Source organism: Salinispora tropica CNB-440, assembly GCF_000016425.1.
Lineage (GTDB): Bacteria > Actinomycetota > Actinomycetes > Mycobacteriales > Micromonosporaceae > Micromonospora > Micromonospora tropica.
The window spans coordinates 1,535,908-1,554,189 of record NC_009380.1 but is presented as its reverse complement, the minus strand read 5'-3'; the positions used below and the strand labels follow the sequence as shown (position 1 = coordinate 1,554,189).

Annotated in this window: 18 protein-coding genes; 2 read left to right on the top strand and 16 right to left on the bottom strand. The window is 71.5% G+C overall.

The window, feature by feature from the left end:
* Positions 1-10 precede the first annotated feature (10 nt).
* Positions 11-592: a GNAT family N-acetyltransferase gene (locus STROP_RS06955; protein WP_011905283.1), complete on the top strand. Its 582-nt coding sequence runs from the start codon at positions 11-13 to the stop codon at positions 590-592.
* A gap of 60 nt (positions 593-652) precedes the next feature.
* Here STROP_RS06955 and dapB read toward each other — a convergent pair whose 3' ends face one another.
* The 6 genes from dapB to truB all read right to left on the bottom strand — a co-directional run bounded on the left by dapB (position 653) and on the right by truB (position 8,023).
* Positions 653-1,426 (bottom strand): 4-hydroxy-tetrahydrodipicolinate reductase, encoded by a 774-nt coding sequence (gene dapB / locus STROP_RS06950; protein WP_026275416.1) that lies wholly within the window; start codon positions 1,424-1,426, stop codon positions 653-655.
* 110 nt (positions 1,427-1,536) lie between these two features.
* A complete protein-coding gene (locus STROP_RS06945; RefSeq protein ID WP_011905281.1) occupies positions 1,537-2,937 on the bottom strand; it encodes a M16 family metallopeptidase in 1,401 nt (466 codons plus the stop codon).
* A 48-nt stretch (positions 2,938-2,985) separates the two neighbouring features.
* Positions 2,986-5,343: a polyribonucleotide nucleotidyltransferase gene (locus tag STROP_RS06940; protein WP_011905280.1), complete on the bottom strand. Its 2,358-nt coding sequence runs from the start codon at positions 5,341-5,343 to the stop codon at positions 2,986-2,988.
* Between the two features lie 236 nt (positions 5,344-5,579).
* Positions 5,580-5,849 carry a 30S ribosomal protein S15 gene (rpsO, locus tag STROP_RS06935; RefSeq protein ID WP_011905279.1) on the bottom strand — a complete coding sequence of 90 codons (270 nt, stop codon included), beginning with the start codon at positions 5,847-5,849 and terminating at the stop codon, positions 5,580-5,582.
* A gap of 223 nt (positions 5,850-6,072) precedes the next feature.
* A complete protein-coding gene (locus STROP_RS06930) occupies positions 6,073-7,002 on the bottom strand; it encodes a bifunctional riboflavin kinase/FAD synthetase (RefSeq protein ID WP_011905278.1) in 930 nt (309 codons plus the stop codon).
* 37 nt (positions 7,003-7,039) lie between these two features.
* On the bottom strand, positions 7,040-8,023 hold the full coding sequence (gene truB / locus STROP_RS06925) for a tRNA pseudouridine(55) synthase TruB (protein ID WP_011905277.1): 984 nt from the start codon (positions 8,021-8,023) through the stop codon (positions 7,040-7,042).
* A 43-nt stretch (positions 8,024-8,066) separates the two neighbouring features.
* On the opposite strand from truB, the gene STROP_RS06920 reads away from it, so the two are divergent.
* Positions 8,067-8,375, top strand: coding sequence for a hypothetical protein (locus tag STROP_RS06920; protein WP_028563955.1), 309 nt, complete (start codon positions 8,067-8,069; stop codon positions 8,373-8,375).
* Positions 8,376-8,444: 69 nt separating this feature from the next.
* On the opposite strand, the gene STROP_RS06915 is transcribed toward STROP_RS06920, so the two are convergent.
* From STROP_RS06915 to rimP, 10 genes are all read right to left on the bottom strand, one after another.
* Positions 8,445-9,773 (bottom strand): MATE family efflux transporter, encoded by a 1,329-nt coding sequence (locus STROP_RS06915; protein WP_011905275.1) that lies wholly within the window; start codon positions 9,771-9,773, stop codon positions 8,445-8,447.
* A 494-nt stretch (positions 9,774-10,267) separates the two neighbouring features.
* The gene (locus STROP_RS06910) at positions 10,268-10,477 is read right to left on the bottom strand and encodes a DUF6186 family protein (RefSeq protein ID WP_026275412.1); all 210 of its coding nucleotides are present in this window, start codon (positions 10,475-10,477) and stop codon (positions 10,268-10,270) included.
* Positions 10,477-10,884 carry a hypothetical protein gene (locus tag STROP_RS06905; protein WP_026275411.1) on the bottom strand — a complete coding sequence of 136 codons (408 nt, stop codon included), beginning with the start codon at positions 10,882-10,884 and terminating at the stop codon, positions 10,477-10,479. The genes STROP_RS06910 and STROP_RS06905 overlap by 1 nt, the downstream gene beginning before the upstream one ends.
* Positions 10,885-11,058: 174 nt before the next feature.
* Complete coding sequence (locus tag STROP_RS06900; RefSeq protein WP_011905272.1) at positions 11,059-12,105, bottom strand: DHH family phosphoesterase; 1,047 nt, start codon at positions 12,103-12,105, stop codon at positions 11,059-11,061.
* Positions 12,102-12,572, bottom strand: a complete 471-nt coding sequence (gene rbfA / locus STROP_RS06895) for a 30S ribosome-binding factor RbfA (protein ID WP_011905271.1) — start codon at positions 12,570-12,572, stop codon at positions 12,102-12,104. Before rbfA ends, STROP_RS06900 begins: the two co-directional genes overlap by 4 nt.
* Positions 12,573-12,727: 155 nt before the next feature.
* Positions 12,728-13,021 carry a DUF503 domain-containing protein gene (locus STROP_RS06890; RefSeq protein ID WP_011905270.1) on the bottom strand — a complete coding sequence of 98 codons (294 nt, stop codon included), beginning with the start codon at positions 13,019-13,021 and terminating at the stop codon, positions 12,728-12,730.
* A gap of 86 nt (positions 13,022-13,107) precedes the next feature.
* Positions 13,108-16,107: a translation initiation factor IF-2 gene (infB, locus tag STROP_RS06885; protein ID WP_011905269.1), complete on the bottom strand. Its 3,000-nt coding sequence runs from the start codon at positions 16,105-16,107 to the stop codon at positions 13,108-13,110.
* Between the two features lie 93 nt (positions 16,108-16,200).
* Complete coding sequence (locus STROP_RS23750; protein WP_011905268.1) at positions 16,201-16,533, bottom strand: YlxR family protein; 333 nt, start codon at positions 16,531-16,533, stop codon at positions 16,201-16,203.
* A 15-nt stretch (positions 16,534-16,548) separates the two neighbouring features.
* Positions 16,549-17,592, bottom strand: a complete 1,044-nt coding sequence (gene nusA / locus STROP_RS06880; protein ID WP_011905267.1) for a transcription termination factor NusA — start codon at positions 17,590-17,592, stop codon at positions 16,549-16,551.
* Complete coding sequence (gene rimP / locus STROP_RS06875; protein WP_011905266.1) at positions 17,589-18,251, bottom strand: ribosome maturation factor RimP; 663 nt, start codon at positions 18,249-18,251, stop codon at positions 17,589-17,591. The genes nusA and rimP overlap by 4 nt, the downstream gene beginning before the upstream one ends.
* Between the last annotated feature and the right edge of the window lie 31 nt (positions 18,252-18,282).

The window sequence follows — 18,282 nt, the reverse complement described above, 5'->3', positions numbered from 1 at the left end:
CTTTCGTGCCATGGCTCTCGGGTACGTCCGCCCGGCGCGTCCGCAGGACGCCGGCGACATCGCACGCATCCAGCTCGCAACCTGGCGGGTCGCGTACCGCCGCATCCTGCCCCGGCAGGTGCTCGCGAACCTCGACGAGGCGTGGCTGGCCCAGCGGTGGACCGCGGCGGTACAGGAGCCGCCCTCGGCCGCTCACCGGGTGCTGGTCGCCGTCGAACAGGCCGAGCAATCGTATCTGGTGGGATTCGCCGCCTCCGGCCCGGCCGACGCCGAGGCCCAGGCGCCCGGCGAGCCCGCCGAGGCGCTGGGTCCGGGCGTCGTCGCGGTCACCGACCTGCTGGTGGAGCCGCGCTGGGGTCGACGCGGGCACGGCAGCCGGCTGCTCGCCGCGGCGGTGGACCACTGGCGGGACGACGGGTTCACCCGCGCGGTGGCGTGGGCGTTCGACGGCGACGCGGCGACCCGGGGATTTCTGACCGGCACGGGATGGGAGCCGGACGGGGCGACCCGCGCGCTGGACGTGGACGACATGCTGGTCGCCCAGTTACGACTACACGTCGCGGTCCCCACGGAGCCGACTCCGGCGACCTGACGGCCCCGACTCCCTGACGGCCCCGACCCGGGGGGTGCACCGACGGTGCGGGCGAACCGCTCAGTCGAGCAGGGCATCCAGGCCGACCGTCAGGCCGGGCCGGGTGCGTACCTTGCGGACAGCCAGCAGGACCCCGGGCATGAAGGAGGCCCGGTCGTAGGAGTCGTGCCGGATGGTCAGCGTCTCGCCGGTGGCGCCGAAGAGCACCTCCTGGTGGGCGACGAGGCCGGTGGCACGGACCGAGTGCACCCGTACGCCGTCGATGTCGCAGCCACGGGCACCGGCCACCTCGTCCCGGGTGGCGTCCGGCGCCGGGCCTTGGCCGGCTGCGGCACGGGCCGCCGCGATCAGGCGCGCGGTGTGCGTCGCGGTGCCGCTCGGCGCGTCCAGCTTGCGCGGGTGATGCTGCTCGATGATCTCGGCTGACTCGAAGTGGCTGGCGGCCCGTTCGGCGAACTGCATCATCAGCACCGCGCCGATGCCGAAGTTGGGGGCGACGACCACGCCCACCCCCGGCTTGCGGGCCAGCCAGCCGCGCATCCGCTCCAGCCGCGCCTCAGTGAAGCCCGTGGTGCCCACCACGGCGCTGATGCCCTGGTCAATGCACCAGTGCAGGTTGTCCATGACCGCGTCAGGGGTGGTGAAGTCGACGACCACCTCGGCTCCGGCGTCGGAGGCGTTGAACAACCAGTCGCCCTGGTCAACCATGGCCACCAACTCCATGTCGGGGGCCGCGTCCACCGCCTTGCACACCTCGATGCCCATCCGGCCACGGGCGCCCAGCACGCCGACCCGGAGCGGCTCGTCCGCGCTCTTGTCCTGCTCGTCAGTCACAGCCGACAACCTATCCCAACCGGGACACGAGCATCGCCGGGTGGGGTCGCGGTAGCCCGATGGACCCGCGGCCCGGGACTCGGGTGCCGGCGGGGCGATTCGGAGGGTGGTCAGGCGGGGGTGGTGGGGGCCGCTCCGACGGTGAAGTCGGACTCGCCGAACGGACCCACCACCGCCAGCGACATCGGGCGGCTCAGCAACTCCGCGGCAAGCGTGTTCACGTCGGCAACGGTGACCGCGTCCACCCGGGCCAGCAAGGTGTCGACCGGCATCAGTTCGCCGTAGAGCAGCTCCCCCTTGGCCAGCCGGCTCATCCGGGAGCCGCTGTCCTCCAGGCCCAGCACGAACCCGCCCTTGCTCATGCCCTTGCCCCGGGCCAACTCGGCCGCCGTGAGCCCGTCGGCGGCCACCCGGGCCAACTCCGCGCGGATCAGCTCCAACACCTCGTTGGCTCGGCCCGGCGCGCAGCCGGCGTAGACGGAGAACAGGCCGCTGTCGGCGTGCTGGCTGGCGTAGGAGTAGACCGAGTAGGCGAGCCCCCGCTGCTCGCGGATCTCCTGGAAGAGCCGGCTGGACATGCCGCCGCCGAGGATGTTGTTCAACACCCCGAGGGCGAACCGGCGCTCGTCACGCCGATCGATGCCGCTACAGCCGAGCACAACGTGCGCCTGCTCGGTCTCCTTCGGCCCGACGAGGGTGGTCGCGGGCTTCGTCCGTACCACCGGGGTGGCGCTCCGGTACGGTGCGGGCGCCGCCGGATCGGTGTCCAGTGGCGAGCCCCGCAGCGCCTGCCGGACCAGCTTGACCACGCTGGAGTGGTCAAGGTTCCCCGCGGCGGCGATGACGATCCGTGGTGCGGTGTAGTGCCGTCGGTAGAAGCCCTGGATCTGCCGCCGGGTCATCGGGGTGACCGTCTGCTCCGTCCCGGAGATCAGCCGGCCGAGCGGGTGCTCGCCGTAGACGGCCCGGGCGAAGAGGTCGTGCACCTCGTCGCCGGGTTCGTCGTCGTGCATGGCGATCTCCTCGAGGATCACGCCCCGCTCGACCTCCACGTCTTCCGGGGTCAGCACCGAGTCGGCGACCAGGTCGCACATCACGTCGATGGCGAGGGGTAGATCCTCGTCGAGCACCCGCGCGTAGTAGCAGGTGTACTCCTTCGTGGTGAAGGCGTTAGTCTCGCCGCCGACCGCCTCGATCCCCGACGAGATCTCCAGCGCTGTCCGCCGGTGCGTCCCCTTGAACAGCAGGTGCTCAAGGAAGTGGGCGGCACCGGACTGGGGGCCGGTCTCGTCCCGGGAGCCAACGGACACCCAGATGCCGAACGAGACGCTGCGCATCGCCGGGATCGCCTCGGTGAGTACCCGCAGCCCGCTGGGCAGCACAGTCCGTCGGACCGTACCGCCCAGCGGGTCGTCGCTGAGCGTGCGGGTTACGGCACGGCCGGCGGCGCCCCGAAACGCCGCCACCCCCCGTCGTTCCGGTCTGGACGGTACGGAGACAGCCCGACTCACGAATGACTCCCGGTTCGACGAGGGATGGATGGTGCGCTGGTCCGACGGTCAGCTGCGCCGGGTACGACGGCGCGGACGCGACTCGCCGCCCTCACCACCGTCGCCACCGTCGCCGCTGTCACCACGGTCCGGACCCCGGCCGCCGCGGTCACCGCGGTCGCGCGGTCCCCGGTCGCCCCGGTCCCGACCGGCCGGCCGCTCGGCGGCGCCCTCCGCCGGGGCCTCGGCGCCCTCCGGGCGCACCTTGTCCAGGTAGATCTTGCCCCGCTGGTCGATGTCGGCGATCTCCACCTCAACCTTGTCACCAACGTTGAGGAAGTCCTCGACCTTCTCGACGCGCTTGCCGTCGCCCACCTTGGAGATGTGCAGCAGACCGTCGCGGCCGGGAAGCAGCGAGATGAACGCGCCGAAGGCGGCGGTCTTGACCACCGTGCCGAGGAAGCGGTCGCCCACCTTCGGCAGGGTCGGGTTCGCAATCCCGTTGATCCGCTCGACCGCGGCCTGCGCCGCCGGCCCGTTGGTCGCGCCGACGTAGATGGTGCCGTCGTCCTCGATCGAGATCTCGGCGCCCGTCTCGTCCTGGATGGCGTTGATCGTCTGCCCCTTCGGGCCGATCACCATGCCGATCTTGTCCACCGGGATCTTGACGGTGGTGACCCGAGGCGCGTAGTCACTCATCGTGGCCGGTGCCTCGATCGCCGCCTGCATCACCTCCAGGATCGTCTGCCGGGCCTCGTACGCCTGCTGGAGCGCCGCGGCGAGCACATCCGACGGGATGCCGTCGAGCTTGGTGTCGAGCTGAAGCGCGGTGACGAACTCCTGCGTACCGGCGACCTTGAAGTCCATGTCACCGAAGGCGTCCTCGGCACCGAGGATGTCGGTCAGCGTCACGTACCGGGTCTTCCCCTCGACCTCGTCAGAGATCAGGCCCATGGCGATGCCGGCGACCGGCGCCTTCAGCGGCACACCGGCGGAGAGCAGGCCGAGCGTCGAGGCACAGACCGAGCCCATCGAGGTCGAACCGTTGGAGCCGAGCGCCTCGGAGACCTGCCGGATCGCGTACGGGAACTCCTCGCGCGAGGGCAGCACCGGGATCAGGGCCCGCTCGGCGAGCGCGCCGTGGCCGATCTCACGCCGCTTCGGCGAGCCGACCCGGCCGGTCTCCCCGGTCGAGTACGGCGGGAAGTTGTAGTTGTGCATGTAACGCTTGGACTTCTCCGGGGAGAGCGTGTCCAGGGACTGCTCCATCCGGAGCATGTTCAGCGTGGTGACGCCCATGATCTGGGTCTCGCCCCGCTCGAAGAGCGCCGAGCCGTGCACCCGGGGCAGGACCCCGACCTCGGCGGTCAGCGGGCGGATGTCCCGCGGGCCGCGGCCGTCGATGCGGACCTGCTCGCGCAGCACCCGGCTGCGGACCTCGGACTTGGTCAACGACCGCAGCGCGGCGGAGAGCTCCTTCTCCCGGCCCTCGAAGCGCGGGCCGAGCTCCTCGACCGCCCGGGCCTTGATCCGGTCCAGGGCCTCCTCGCGGTCGGCCTTACCGGCGATCTTCAGGGCCTCGGCCACGTCCTCCCGGGCCAACTCCGTGACCGCGTCGTACACGTCATCGGAGTAGTCGAGGAAGACCGGGAACTCGGCGACCGGCTTGGCCGCCACCTCGGCCAACTCGCTCTGCGCGCGGCACAGCTCACGGATGGCCGGCTTGGCCGCCTCCAGCCCGCTCGCCACGACCTCCTCGGTCGGTGCGGAGGCGCCGTCGGCGACCAGCTTCGCGGTGTGCGCGGTGGCCTCCGCCTCGACCATCATGATCGCGACATCGCCGTCGGGCAGGGCCCGACCGGCGACCACCATGTCGAAGGTGGCGCGCACCAGCTCCTCGTGGGTCGGGAAGGCGACCCACGAGCCGTCGATGTGGGCCATCCGGGTCGCCCCGATCGGGCCGGAGAACGGCAGGCCGGAGAGCTTCGTCGACATCGAGGCGGCGTTGATGGCCACCACGTCGTACGGGTGGCTGGGGTCGAGGGCCAGGACGGTCTCGACGACCTGGACCTCGTTACGCAGGCCCTTGACGAACGAGGGACGCAGCGGCCGGTCGATCAGCCGGCAGGTGAGGATCGCGTCCTCGCTGGGTCGCCCCTCCCGGCGGAAGAACGAGCCGGGGATCCGGCCCGCCGCGTACATCCGCTCCTCGACGTCGACGGTCAGCGGGAAGAAGTCGAAATGCTCCTTCGGCTGCCGGCCAACGGTGGTGGCGGAGAGGACGACCGTCTCGCCGAGCTGGGCGACGACGGAGCCGGCGGCCTGGCGGGCCAGCCGACCGGTGGAGAAGGTGATCACACGGGTGCCGAAGGCCCCGTTGTCGATCGTGGCGGTACGAGACTCGGTACCGAGGTTGCTCTCGGTCATCTGTGGTTGCGCTCCTTCGCGTCTGCGGACCGCGACGCGCAGCTGCTCAGACGGCCGGTCTTCGATCGAAGCGCCCGGGCGGATCGGCGAGATGCCGGATGCCCGGAGGCCACTACCGGAGACCGGTGCGCTGACCGGCTCCCGGCGTGTCGGGGGGTCGTGCGGCCCTGGTTGTCGGAGGGTTCTGGCGGTGAACCGGAACGGGGGAGCGGCCGGTCGGCCCCTCCCCCGTCACGTCACCGGCGCAGACCGAGCCGCTCGATGAGCGACCGGTAGCGGTTGATGTCTTTCTTCTGCACATAGTTGAGCAGCCGACGGCGGCGGCCGACCAGCAGCAGCAGCCCACGGCGGCTGTGGTGGTCGTGCTTGTGCACCTTCAGGTGCTCGGTCAGGTCCGCGATCCGCTTGGTGAGGACGGCGACCTGCACCTCCGGCGAACCGGTGTCACCTTCGACGGTCGCGTACTCCGCGCGGATCTTGGCCTTGGCTTGCTGGTCGAGCGCCATGTTCTCCCTGTTTCGGTGGGTTGATCGATGTCGTGTCCGCCAGAGCGGGCTTACCCGGAGGGCCGGGCGCCACCCGGCGGCGGACGGTCCTCGCACCCGCGGCGTCGTGCAGGCACGCCAGGACCCACGTCGGTAGGCCGACGTCCCCGTCAGGCTACCAGCCCCGTTGCCCACGAACCGGGCAAGGGGCCGACGGGGTGTCGAATCCAATCACTATCCGTGATCACCCCAGGGCTTGGCGGGTACGCTCGACGTCCTCGGCGATCTGGGCCACCAGCGGCTCAATCGAGTCATAGCGGACCTGCCCGCGCAGGTGCGCCACGAAATCCAGGGCCAGCCGCTCGCCGTACAGGTCCGCGTCGAAGTCGAGCACGTACGCCTCGACCCGCCGTTCCCGGCCGGAGAAGCTCGGGTTCGTGCCGATCGACACCGCCGACATCAGCGGCTCCCGCTGCCCCCGCCGCACCAGGCGGGCGGCGTAGACGCCGTCGGCCGGGACCGCAGCGTACCGGTGGCAGAGCAGGTTGGCGGTGGGGAAACCCAACTCGCGACCGCGCCGGTCGCCGCGGACCACCACGCCCTCCAGCCGGTGTGGCCGCCCCAGCGCGCTGGCGGCGGCCACCACGTCTCCGGCGGCGACGCACGATCGGATGTACGTGGAGGAGAAGATCGTCCCCGCCTCGGCCACCAGGGGCGCCCCCTCGACGGCGTAGCCGAAGGTCCGACCGAGCTGCTCCAGCAACGCCACGTCCCCGGCGGCCCGGTGCCCGAACCGGAAGTTCTCCCCCACCACCACCAACGCGGCGTGCAGGTGCTCGACCAGGACGTCGTGCACGAACGCCTCCGCCGACAGCCGGGAGAAGTCCGGGGTGAACGGCAACACACAGAGCACGTCCACGCCGAGCGCCTCGATCAGCTCGGCCTTGCGGGTCGGCTCGGTGAGCACAGCCGGGTGTGAACCCGGGCGTACCACCTCGGCGGGGTGTGGATCGAAGGTGACCACCACCGACTTGACGCCGAGTTCGCGGGCCCGCGCCACCGCGTGCCCGATGATCGCCTGGTGCCCCCGGTGCACGCCGTCGAAGACGCCGATGGTGACGACTGACCGCCCCCAGCCGCCGGGCGCCGCGTCGTACCCCCGCCACCGCTGCATAACGCTCCTCCCCTGTCGCTGTCCGGCCGCCGCGCTGTCAGGCCGGGGCCAGCACGATCTCCGCACGGGCCCGACCGGCCCGTTCGCTGACGATAGCGACCAACCCACCCGCCGGACCGAAGACGGCGTACGGGCCGTCGATTCCGGCCGGGTCCAACGGACCGCCGTGCGAGAGCACCCGCTCCTCCTCGGCGGTCGCCTCACGGCGCGGGAAGAACCGGTCGGCCGCCGCCGCGAGGGAGAGCGTGACCACCTCGGGTGCCCGGCGCTCCAGGTCGCCGAGAGTAGCGGCCTCGCCGAGGGTGAAACCGCCCACGGCGGTACGCCGCAGCGCGATGAGGTGTCCCCCGACGCCGAGCGCCCGGCCCGTGTCCCGGGCGATCGCCCGCACGTACGTGCCGGAGGAACAGGTGACGTCCACATCCACGTCCACCACGTCCGGCTCGTCGTGGCGCAGCGCCCGCATGTCGAGCCGGGAGATGGTGACTCGTCGGGGCGGCAGATCAACGCTGTCCCCCGCCCGAACCCGACGGTAGGCCCGCTGACCGTCGATCTTGATGGCGCTGACGGCACTCGGCACCTGGTCCACGGTGCCGGTCTGCACCGCCAACGCAGCCCGGACCGCCTCCTCGGTCACCTGACCAGCCGGAGTGCTGGAGATCACATCACCCTCGGCATCGTCGGTGACCGTCGCCTGCCCCAGCCGAATCGTGGCGGTGTAGCTCTTCCCGGCCCCGATGACGTAGGTCAGCAGCCGGGTGGCGCGCCCGACGCCGACGACCAGGACCCCGGTCGCCATCGGGTCAAGCGTGCCACCGTGCCCGACCCGCCGGGTACGGGCTAGGCGACGCACCCGCGCCACCACGTCGTGCGAGGTCATGCCGCCAGGCTTGTCGACCACGATCAGTCCGTCTGCGCTCACGACCGCCAAGCCTGCCAGACGGGCTGGCCCGGCCGGCACCGGGACGCCTTCCCCCGGGGCGGCCCTGCCCCCGCCCACCTCGTCCGCGACAATTCGCATTGCTGCCACCTGCTATCAACGGACGGTAGATCACAGGAGGTTCATGTCCATGTCGCGCCAGGGCCACGACCCGCTCCCTCGGCTACACCAACCGGAGCAGCAGTCCAACCTTCCCGCCTGGATGCTCGACCCACCGCCCTCGCGGCGCACGGCTGGGGACCGGATCGCCGTAGCGTTGCTCGCGCTCCCGGGGGCCGCCGCCCTGCGTCGGCGGTGGCAGGTGTGGCAGGGCCGGCGCCGGTTGTACCAACGCTTCCCGAACACGATGAAGGTGGCCGGCTTCGTCGTCTCCTTCGCCGTGGCTCTGGGGCTGGTGATGGCCGTGTACGTCGTGCTACCCAGATTCTCCTGACCCGAGCGGTCAGCCGCACGGGCGCTCTGGCCGGCGGTCGAGTTCGTCCGGCGGGTCCGGGCCGGCGACTCAGGCCCGGACGGCGCCGACGACCGCCCAGCGACCGGAGCGCAGCCGCAACAGCAGGGCGATCAACCGCAGCACCACGAAGAACGCGAGCCCAGCCCAGATCCCACCGAGTCCGAGATCCAGTCCGTACGCCAACCAGATAGCCGGCAGAAATCCCCCCAACGCCGCCACGATCGAAAGGTTCCGCAGGTAGCGGGTATCCCCCGCGCCAATCAACACTCCGTCCAGGGCAAAGACGATGCCAGCCAGCGGCAGCATCGCGACGAACCAGGGCCAGGCCACCATCGCCTCCGCGCGGACCTGCCCGTCGGCACTGAACCAGCCCGGGACCACCCCGGCGCCGGCTGCGAAGAGCAGCGCGAACGCCACGCCGCAGCCGGCGCCGAGCAGCCCGATCCGACGGGCCAACCCGCGCGCGCCGGCTTCGTCGTCGGCACCCAGCGCGGCGCCGACGAGGGCCTGCGCGGCGATGGCGAGCGCGTCGAGCACAAGGGCGGTGAAGAACCAGAGTTGGAGGACGATCTGGTGGGCGCCGACCGCCGCCGCGCCGAAGCGAGCGGCCACCGCGGTGGCGGAGAGAAAGCTCGCCTGGAAGGCGACGCCGCGGATGAGCAGGTCCCGACTGAGCACGAGTTGCTGGGCGAGAACCCGGGGGCGGGGGCGTAGGGCCACGCGTTCGGAGACCAGCGCCCCGGCGAAGAGCGCACCGGAGATCGTCTGCGCCACGACGTTGGCCACCGCCGATCCGGGCAGGCCGAGCCCGGCGGGGTAGACCAGCACCGGGCAGAGCACCGCGGAGAGAAGGCTCGGACCGAGCACGAACCACAGCGGCCGGCGGGTGTCCTGGATGCCCCGCAGCCAACCGTTGCCGGCCGCGGCGAGGAGCAGACCCGGTGCGCCGAGCGCCGCGATCCGCAGCCACTGCGCGGCGGCCTCCGCCACGTCGTTGTCCGCACCGACGAGGGTACGGGCGAGCACGCCGCCGCCGGCCTGCATACCGACCGCGACGACGACTCCCACCGCGAGGGCGAGCCAGGATGCCTGGACCCCCTCGGCGACGGCGGCGGTGCGGTCACCGGCCCCGAACCGCCGGGCGGAGCGTCCGGTGGTGCCGTACGCGACGACCGTGCCCAGCCAGGCAATGAGCGTCAGCACGGTGCCGCCGATCGCCAACGCGGCGAGCGGGACCCGGCCAAGGTGTCCCACCACCGCCGTGTCCACCAGCACATACAGCGGTTCGGCGGCGAGCACCACGAGGGCGGGCAGGGCGAGCGCCGCGATCCTGCGGGGCGAGGCGGAGCGGGGGGCGGTGGCGGGGGGCGAGGTCATCGTCGCCGATCCTGGCACGGGCTGGTAATGACCGCAACCCGAGGTCGCCACTTACCAACAGCTAGTGGCCCCGGACGACGGGCGGCCACCGCCGCCCGTCGGAGGAGACGTCAGCCGATCGGCGACGTCACTGGCGCGTGTCCATCGAGGTCTGCAGCGCACGGCGCAGCTGCTCACGCGCCTCGTCAGCGGTGTCGGGCTTGGGCTTGTTCGACATGGGAAACCCCTTCCAGGGCGCGAGCCACCAGCGTGACGGTGGAACTCACGGGCAAGGTCTGCCACCCGCGGGGCGTCCGGGGTCACCGGAGCAGCCCACGGCGCAGCGAGCCCGGGTCGGTCCGACCCTGGAGAGCAGCGACGCCGGGTACGGCCCCGCCCCTCACGACCAGCACCGTCGGCACGGCGTCGGTCGATATCCAAGCTATCGTTAAGGTCCACCCACCGCCGGTTGTTCCCACCATCCGGGCGGTGTCACAGCGCGGAAGACGGCACCCTCAACGAGCCAGGAAGTGCCAGCCCAGCCACCACCAGAAGCCGAAGACCCCGATCCGACCGACCGGCACCGAACCGACCTCGTACCGCATCACGTACGCGCAGACCTCACCCAGGGTGGGGATGCGGGACCCCTCCCGGCGGGACGCCCACTCCACGACGACGAAGAGCGCCACCGCCACCAGGAAACCGCCGATCGCCAGTGTTCGCATCATCGCCGCACCAGCCCCCAGAACGCGGACAACCAGGCCAGCCAACCCGCTGAGCGGATCAACCCGTCCTCCAGCAATGGATCCGCCAGCCGGGAAAAGGTCGGGAAGTCGTCACCCGCCGCGGCCGCGAAGGTGGCACCCTCGAAGACCACGAACACCACCACCGGCAACGTCCACCACACCGCACCCGGACCCAGCCGAACCGGTGCGGGCCGTCGGGCCACCCGATTACCCAGGCCAAGCCAGATCAGGACACCGCCGGTGCCGAGCGTCCACAGATTCGCCTCGATCGAGAAGGATGGAAACCGGCCACCCACCAACGACAGGCAGACGAGCACCGGCACGGTGACAGCGGGACGATCCCAGGCGCGCGGCGCCTCGATGGTCATGTCACGGGGCTGTTCCATTCCGCAATTCTGCCCACCGTCACCAACGGCGGGAAGACCGGACACCCGTAAGCCGACCCTGATCTTAGTCGAGAGATCATCAGCGGCCAGGCCAGCCAAGAGCTACCCGCCGGGCCGACCCCGACCATGACCGCAGGGCCGACCGATCACCAACCGGTAGGCCGGGGCTGACCCTCACCCGCCAGTCGGGACGAGCAACGCGCCGGTCAGCTCCCGCCGGATGGCCTCCACCACCTCGTCGACGCTGCCCCGGCCGGTGAAGCCAGCGGCGAGCTGATGCCCGCCGCCGCCCAACGCCACCGCCACCCGGCTCACGTCCACCGCGCCCTTGCTCCGCAACGACACCGCCCACTCACTATCGGCGGTCTGCTTCACCACGCAGCTCACGTCGGCCTCCGCCGTGCACCGCACCGAATCGATCAGCGCCTCCAGCACGTACGCGGGCTGCCCGTGCCGGGCCAGGTCGTCCTGGGTTGCCCAGGTCCACACCAGGCCGTGCCCATCCGCCGCGCCGGGCTCCAACCGGGCCCGGCCGACGACCTCGGCGGAGAGCTGCACCGCGCCGAACGGGCGGGTATCGAGAACGCGAAGTGAGATATCACCGGGACGAATGCCCGTGGCGAGCAGCCGGGCCGCGAACCGATGCACCGCCGCGGTGGTGGCCGCGAACCGGAACGAGCCGGTGTCGGTGGTCAACGCCACGTAGAGACACTCCGCGATCTCCGCGTCGAGCGGCACCCCCAGCCGGTTGAGCAGCTCGTCCACGAGCACCGAGGTGGCCGCCGCCCGCGGGTCAACCAGATTGACCGCACCGAAGCCGGGGTTCGACGCATGATGGTCGAGCACCAACGTGCTGCCGGCGGTCGTCAGCCGATCAGCCAGCTCCCCCAACCGGGACTCGCTCGCCGCATCGAAGCTGATCAGAAGGTCCGGATCGGCAACCGCCTCCGCCGCCGGGACCAGTAGCTGCTCACCGGGCAACCCGCGCAGCGGCTCCGGGAGCCGCTGCGGGCCGGGAAAGGCTGCCTGCACCTGTCGCAGGCCGAGACGGCGCAGGCCGAGAGCGAAGCCGAGCATGCTGCCGAGCGCGTCGCCATCCGGATTCACGTGACAGACCAGCAGCACCCGGCCCGCGGTCGGCACCGCGCGGACCGCGGCCACCGCCGCCGTCCAGTCGGCCTCCACCGGCACGGACCCGGACCCGGCAGCGGGATTGGTCACCGTTGGTCCCCGCCCGGCGGCGGCACCTCGTCCCCGGAGCCCTCGGGCTCCTCCTCCAGCCGGTACGGCTGGGCCTCACCCGCGTACTCGGCCCGGGTGGCGAGGCGCTGCACCTCAGCGTCCGCGTGGCGGGCCTGGGCGAGCAGGTCGTCGATGTGCTTGACCTGGTCCTGCACGTCGTCCAGGACGAAGGTCAGCGTCGGCGAGTGGCGCAGCCCCAGCGCCTTCCCGACGGTGCTCCGCACCATGCCCTTGGCGCTCTCCAACGCCGCGGCGGTGCTCGCCTGGGCGGACGCGTCACCGAGCACCGTGTAGAAGACCGTGGCGTCGCGGAGGTCAGCGGTGATCCGCGCATCCGTGATGGTGATCATGCCAAGCCGAGGATCCTTGATCTGGCTGCGTACCACCGACGCCACCAGCTCACGCACCCGCTCCGCGTGCCGGCGCACCTTGGCCGGATCCGACATCTCGCCACCTCCAGGCGTACCGCTCCCGGCCGCCGGACACGCGAGGTGTCCAAGCCGCCGGCCATCACCACGAACACTACCTGCGACGCCGACCCGCCCGTACGTCGCCGGTGCCGTGACCGCCCGCGACGCAGCTCCGTAGCGGCGACGCTCGATCAGTCGTCCGCGCCGTGGAGGCGCCGACGCACCGACAACAGTTCAACCTCGGGACGGGTGGCGACCAGGCGCTCACACGAGTCGAGCACCTCGCGTACGTGGGCCGCCGTCGCGGCCACCACCGCGACGCCGATCTCCGCCCGCCCGTGCAGGTCGAGCGCCCCCACCTCCGCGGCGGAGACCTCGACGCGGCGCAACGCCGCCACGATCGGCCGGACGTAGGACCTCTTAGCCTTCAATGACCGGGAGTCGCCCGGCAGCAGAAGGTCGAATACCACGGTTCCGGTGAACATCGTCCCGGAGACTACGGACGAACCCGGACATGATCAAGGGGTTTACGCCTCGTGGCGTAAACCCCTTGATCGGTGTCCCTACCGGGTCAGACGCGCGCCTTCTCCCGCATCTCGAAGGTCTCGATCACGTCGCCGACCTGGACGTTGTTGTAACCGGCCAGGGTCAGACCACACTCGAAGCCCTCACGTACCTCGGTCGCGTCGTCCTTGAACCGCTTGAGCGAGCCGATGGTGAGGTTGTCCGCCACCACCGCGCCGTCGCGCAGCAGCCGGGCCTTGGCGTTGCGCCGGAGCAGACCCGACCGGACGATGCAGCCGGAGATGTTGCCGACCTTGGACGAACGGAACACCTCGCGGACCTCCGCGGTGCCCAGCTCGACCTCCTCGTACTCCGGCTTGAGTAGGCCCTTGAGCGCCGCCTCGATCTCCTCGATGGCCTGGTAGATAACGGTGTAGTACCGAATCTCCACGCCCTCGCGGTCGGCCATCTCGCGGACCTTGTTGGCGGCCCGCACGTTGAAGCCGATGATCGTGACCGCCTCCGACGAGGCGCTCGCGAGCATGACGTCGCTCTCGGTGATCGACCCGACGCCCCGGTGGATGATCCGTAGCTGGACCTCCTCGGGGATGTCGAGGTTGAACAGGGCGTCCTCGAGCGCTTCCACGGAACCGGAGACGTCGCCCTTGAGCACCAGGTTGAGCGAGGTCTTCTCGCCCGCCTTGAGCTGCTCCATGAGCGTCTCGAGGGTGGCCCGGCCACGGGAGTTGGCGAACGCCGCCGCCCGCCGCCGCGCCTGCCGCTGCTCGGCGATCTGCCGCACGGTGCGGTCGTCCTCGGCGGCCAGGAACGTGTCGCCCGCCCCTGGTACCGCGGTCAGACCCAGCACCAGCACCGGACGAGACGGACCCGCCTCGGCGACCTGGTTGCCGTTCTCGTCGAGCATCGCCCGAACCCGGCCGTGCGCTCCGCCGGCGACGATCGAGTCGCCCGCCCGCAGGGTGCCCTTCTGCACCAGCACCGTCGCGACCGCGCCTCGGCCCTTGTCCAGGTGCGCCTCGATCGCGACACCCTGCGCCGGGCCGTCCGTCGGAGCAGTCAACTCCAGCGACGCGTCCGCGGTCAGCAGGACCGCCTCGAGCAGGCTGTCGATCCCGGTGCCCGGCTTGGCCGCCACGTTGACGAACATGGTGTCGCCACCGTACTCCTCGGCGACCAGTCCGTACTCGGTCAGCTGCTGGCGGACCTTGTCCGGGTTGGCGTCCGGCTTGTCGATCTTGTTGACCGCCACCACGATCGGCACATCAGCCGCCTTGGCGTGGTTCAGCGCCTCGATCGTCTGCGGCATCACCCCGTCGTCGGCCGCGACGACCAGGATCACGATGTCGGTGACCTGGGCGCCACGGGCACGCATGGCGGTGAACGCCTCGTGACCGGGGGTGTCGATGAAGGTGATCGCCCGGTCCTGGTCGTCGTGCGGGACGTGGACCTGGTAAGCGCCGATGTGCTGGGTGATGCCACCCGCCTCGCCGGCCACCACGTTCGCCTTCCGGATCGCGTCCAGAAGCTTCGTCTTACCGTGGTCGACGTGACCCATGACGGTCACCACCGGCGGCCGGCTGACCAGCCGGTCCTCCGCCACCTCGGCGTCCAGGTCGATGTTGAACTGCGCGAGCAGCTCGCGGTCCTCGTCCTCCGGGCTGACGATCTGGACAACGAAGCCCAGGTGTTCACCCAGCAGCAGCAGGGTGTCGTCGGAGCAGGACTGGGTCGCGGTCACCATCTCGCCCAGGTTGAACATCTCCTGGACCAGCGAACCCGGATTGGCGTTGATCTTGTCGGCGAAATCCGACAGCGAGGCGCCTCGGGACAACCGGACGGTCTGACCCTGTCCCCGGGGCGCACCCGAGGACATCGTCGGGGCCGACAGGTTGTCGAACTCCTGTCTGCGCTGCTTCTTCGACTTCCGACCGCGGGTCGGCCGGCCACCGGGACGCCCGAAGGCACCCGCGGCACCGCCACCACGACCACGGCCACCGCCACCGGGACGGCCGCCGCCGGGGCCGCCGCGGAAACCGCCGCCGCCACCACCGGGGCCGCCGCGGTAGCCACCGCCGCCGCCACCACCGCCACCGCCGCCGGGGCCGCCGCGGTAGCCACCGCCGCCGCCACCACCGCCGCCGCGGTAGCCACCACCGCCGCCGCCACCGCCACCGGGGCGGCCGGCGCCGGCTCCGGGACGGCCGGAACCGGGACCGCCGGGGCGGCCTGGCCGCTGACTCGGCATGGACGCCGGGCTCGGCCGCGGCGGCATGGACGCCGGGCTCGGCCGCGGCGGCATGGACGCCGGGCTGGGCCGCGGACCACCCGCACCGGCGGCCGGGGGACGCTGCTGGCCGCCCTGGATGCCAAACGGGTTGTTACCGGCGCCACGCGCCGGCGGACGACCGCCGGACCGGGGACCGGGGCCCGGAGTGGGCCCGCCGGAACGTCCGGCGGCCGGAGAGCCGGGCCGGGGCGGCATCGCGCCGGGACCGGGGCGGGGACCCGGGCGCGGACCACCCTCGGTGGGCGGTTCCCGCCGGACATTGTCCCGCTGCTGCTGCCGGGCAGCCTGCGCGGCCTTGACCGCGGCCTCCTGCTCGGCCTTCAGTGCGGCGGCACGCGCCTCGGCGGCCGCCACCTCGATGTCGTGGGCGCTCGCCGGCTTGGCCGCCGGTGTCGCGGACTGCGGCGGACCCGGAACCGGCCCCTTGGGCTTCGGGCCGGGCGTCGGGGCACCCGGCCGCCGCGGCGGCATGGGCTTGGCCGTGACGCGGGGTCCGCCCGGGGGCGGCGCCGGGGTCGGGGTCCGGGGAGGGGTCGGAGTCGGGGTCGGGGTCGGCGGGGTCGCCGCCGGCGGAGCCGCCGGCGCGGGCGAGCCGGTGTTGTTGACGAACGCGTTACGAAGCCGTCGGGCGACCGGCGCCTCGACCGTGCTGGACGCGGACTTCACGAACTCGCCCATCTCCTTGAGCTTGGCGAGAACGGTCTTGCTTTCGACCCCGAGCTCCTTGGCGAGCTCGTGTACGCGGGCCTTGCCTGCCACTGCACTCCTCATTCCGAGGTCGTGCGGGCAGCACCCACAGCGACCTCACTCGTGCACTTGAAGCCTGGTCATTTCTGCGACTTCATCGTGTGCTCATGTCGGTCGTCCTACCTTGCTAGCGACCCGCGTCCGGTCGGGTTGACCGGACGTCGTGGTTGGCGCATCGAGATGCGTCGCGAGCTCACCGTGGTCGGGAACCCCGGTGACGCGCAGCGCCCGCCCGAAAGCACGACGCCGCACCGCCTGCGCGAAGCAGGCCGGATCTGGGTGCACATGTGCCCCCCGACCCGGCAACCTGCGGGACGGGTCGGGACGAAGGCTGTGACCAGCCCCATCACCCACCGCGACAACCCGCAGCAGTTCCTTGGTTGACGCCCGAGACCGGCAACCCACACAGGTGCGCTCCGGCAGCGCGCGTCGTACCACTGGGAAAGTCTACCCCTAGCCCCCGGAGATCGCGCGGCCCGGCTCCGGGACGTGATCGGCTTCGGCATTGCCCGCCGGGCGGGCCGGCTCGGCGTCGGAGCGGATGTCGATCCGCCAACCGGTCAATCGGGCGGCAAGTCGAGCATTCTGCCCTTCCCGTCCGATAGCCAGCGAAAGCTGGAAATCCGGCACCGTCACCCGGGCGGTACGGGAAGCCAGGTCGACCACCTCCACCCGGAGGGCCTTGGCCGGCGAGAGTGCGTTACCGACGAAGGCAGCCGGATCCTCCGACCAGTCGATAATGTCGATCTTTTCCCCGTGCAGCTCGCCCATGACCGCCCGCACCCGCTGACCCATCGGCCCGATACAGGCACCCTTGGCGTTCACCCCCGCCGCGGTGGAGCGGACAGCGATCTTCGTACGGTGACCTGCCTCCCGGGCGATCGCGGTGATCTCCACCGTGCCGTCGGCGATCTCCGGCACCTCGAGGGCAAAGAGCTTCTTCACCAACGCCGGGTGTGAGCGGGACAGGGTCACCTGCGGACCCCGTACGCCCTTGGCCACGTGCACCACGACGCAGCGCACCCGCTCGCCGTGTGCGTACTGCTCACCGGGGACCTGCTCGGACTGGGGCAGCACCCCTTCCAGCTTGCCAAGGTCCACACTGACGATGCCCTTCTCGGCACGCGCCTCGTGCGCCTGGACCACCCCGGTCACCAGGTCCCCATCACGACCCACGTACTCACCGAAGTGCACCTCGTCGGTGGCCTCCCGCAGCCGCTGAAGAATCACCTGCTTGGCGGTCATCGCCGCGATCCGACCGAAGTCGTGCGGCGTGTCGTCCCACTCCCGCACCACACCGCCGTCGGGCTCCACCTCCTGGGCGAAAACCAGGGCCGCGCCCGTCTTACGGTCGATCTCCACCCGTGCGTGCGGCTGAGCACCCTCGGTGTGCCGGTACGCCGTCAGCAACGCGGTCTCAATCGCCGCGAGGATCGTGTCGAACGGGATTTCCCGCTCACGCTCCAGTGCGCGCAGCGCCGCGAGGTCGATGTTCACCTCTCCTCGCCCTCCACATCATCGTCGTCGTCGAAATCGCCGGCCTCGTCGGCGCCGTCAGCACCATCTGTCTCGCCCGGGCGAGTGAACTCGACCTGCACCCGTCCTGGGCCCAACTCGGCGTAGCTCCACCCCGCCCGACCGGCGTCGGTCTCCAACACCACCTGCTCATCGTCCGCCTCGACCACCCGGCCGGTGAGCTGGCGGTCACCCGCGTCCGGCCCACCCCGCACCGTGACCCGGACCAGTCGGCCGGCGTTGCGCCGCCAGTGCCGGGGGAGGGTGAGTGGGCGGGACACACCCGGCGAGCTGACCTCGAGCTGATACTCCCCGGCGACGATGTCCCCGCGCGCCTCCTCGGCCGCGTCCAGGGCGGCGGAGACAGCCCGTGAGACATCGGCGACGGCGTCCAGGTCGATGCCGCCGTCGGCGTCAACAATCACCTGCACCACGTGGCGTCGACCTGCCCGGGAGATCGACAGCTCCTCCAGGTCGTATCCGGCCTCGCCGACGACCGGTTCCACAACCTCGTGCAGCCGGGCCCGCCGGCTAGCGAGGTCACCGCCGCGGCTGACCCGACCGGCGCTGCGCTGGCCACCCGTACGCCGCGGTCGACCCGTCGGCCCGGTGGGCCTGGTGGCCCGGCCACGCTGGCTCATCTAGCGCCCCTATCTGCTGTTGGCGGCGCCC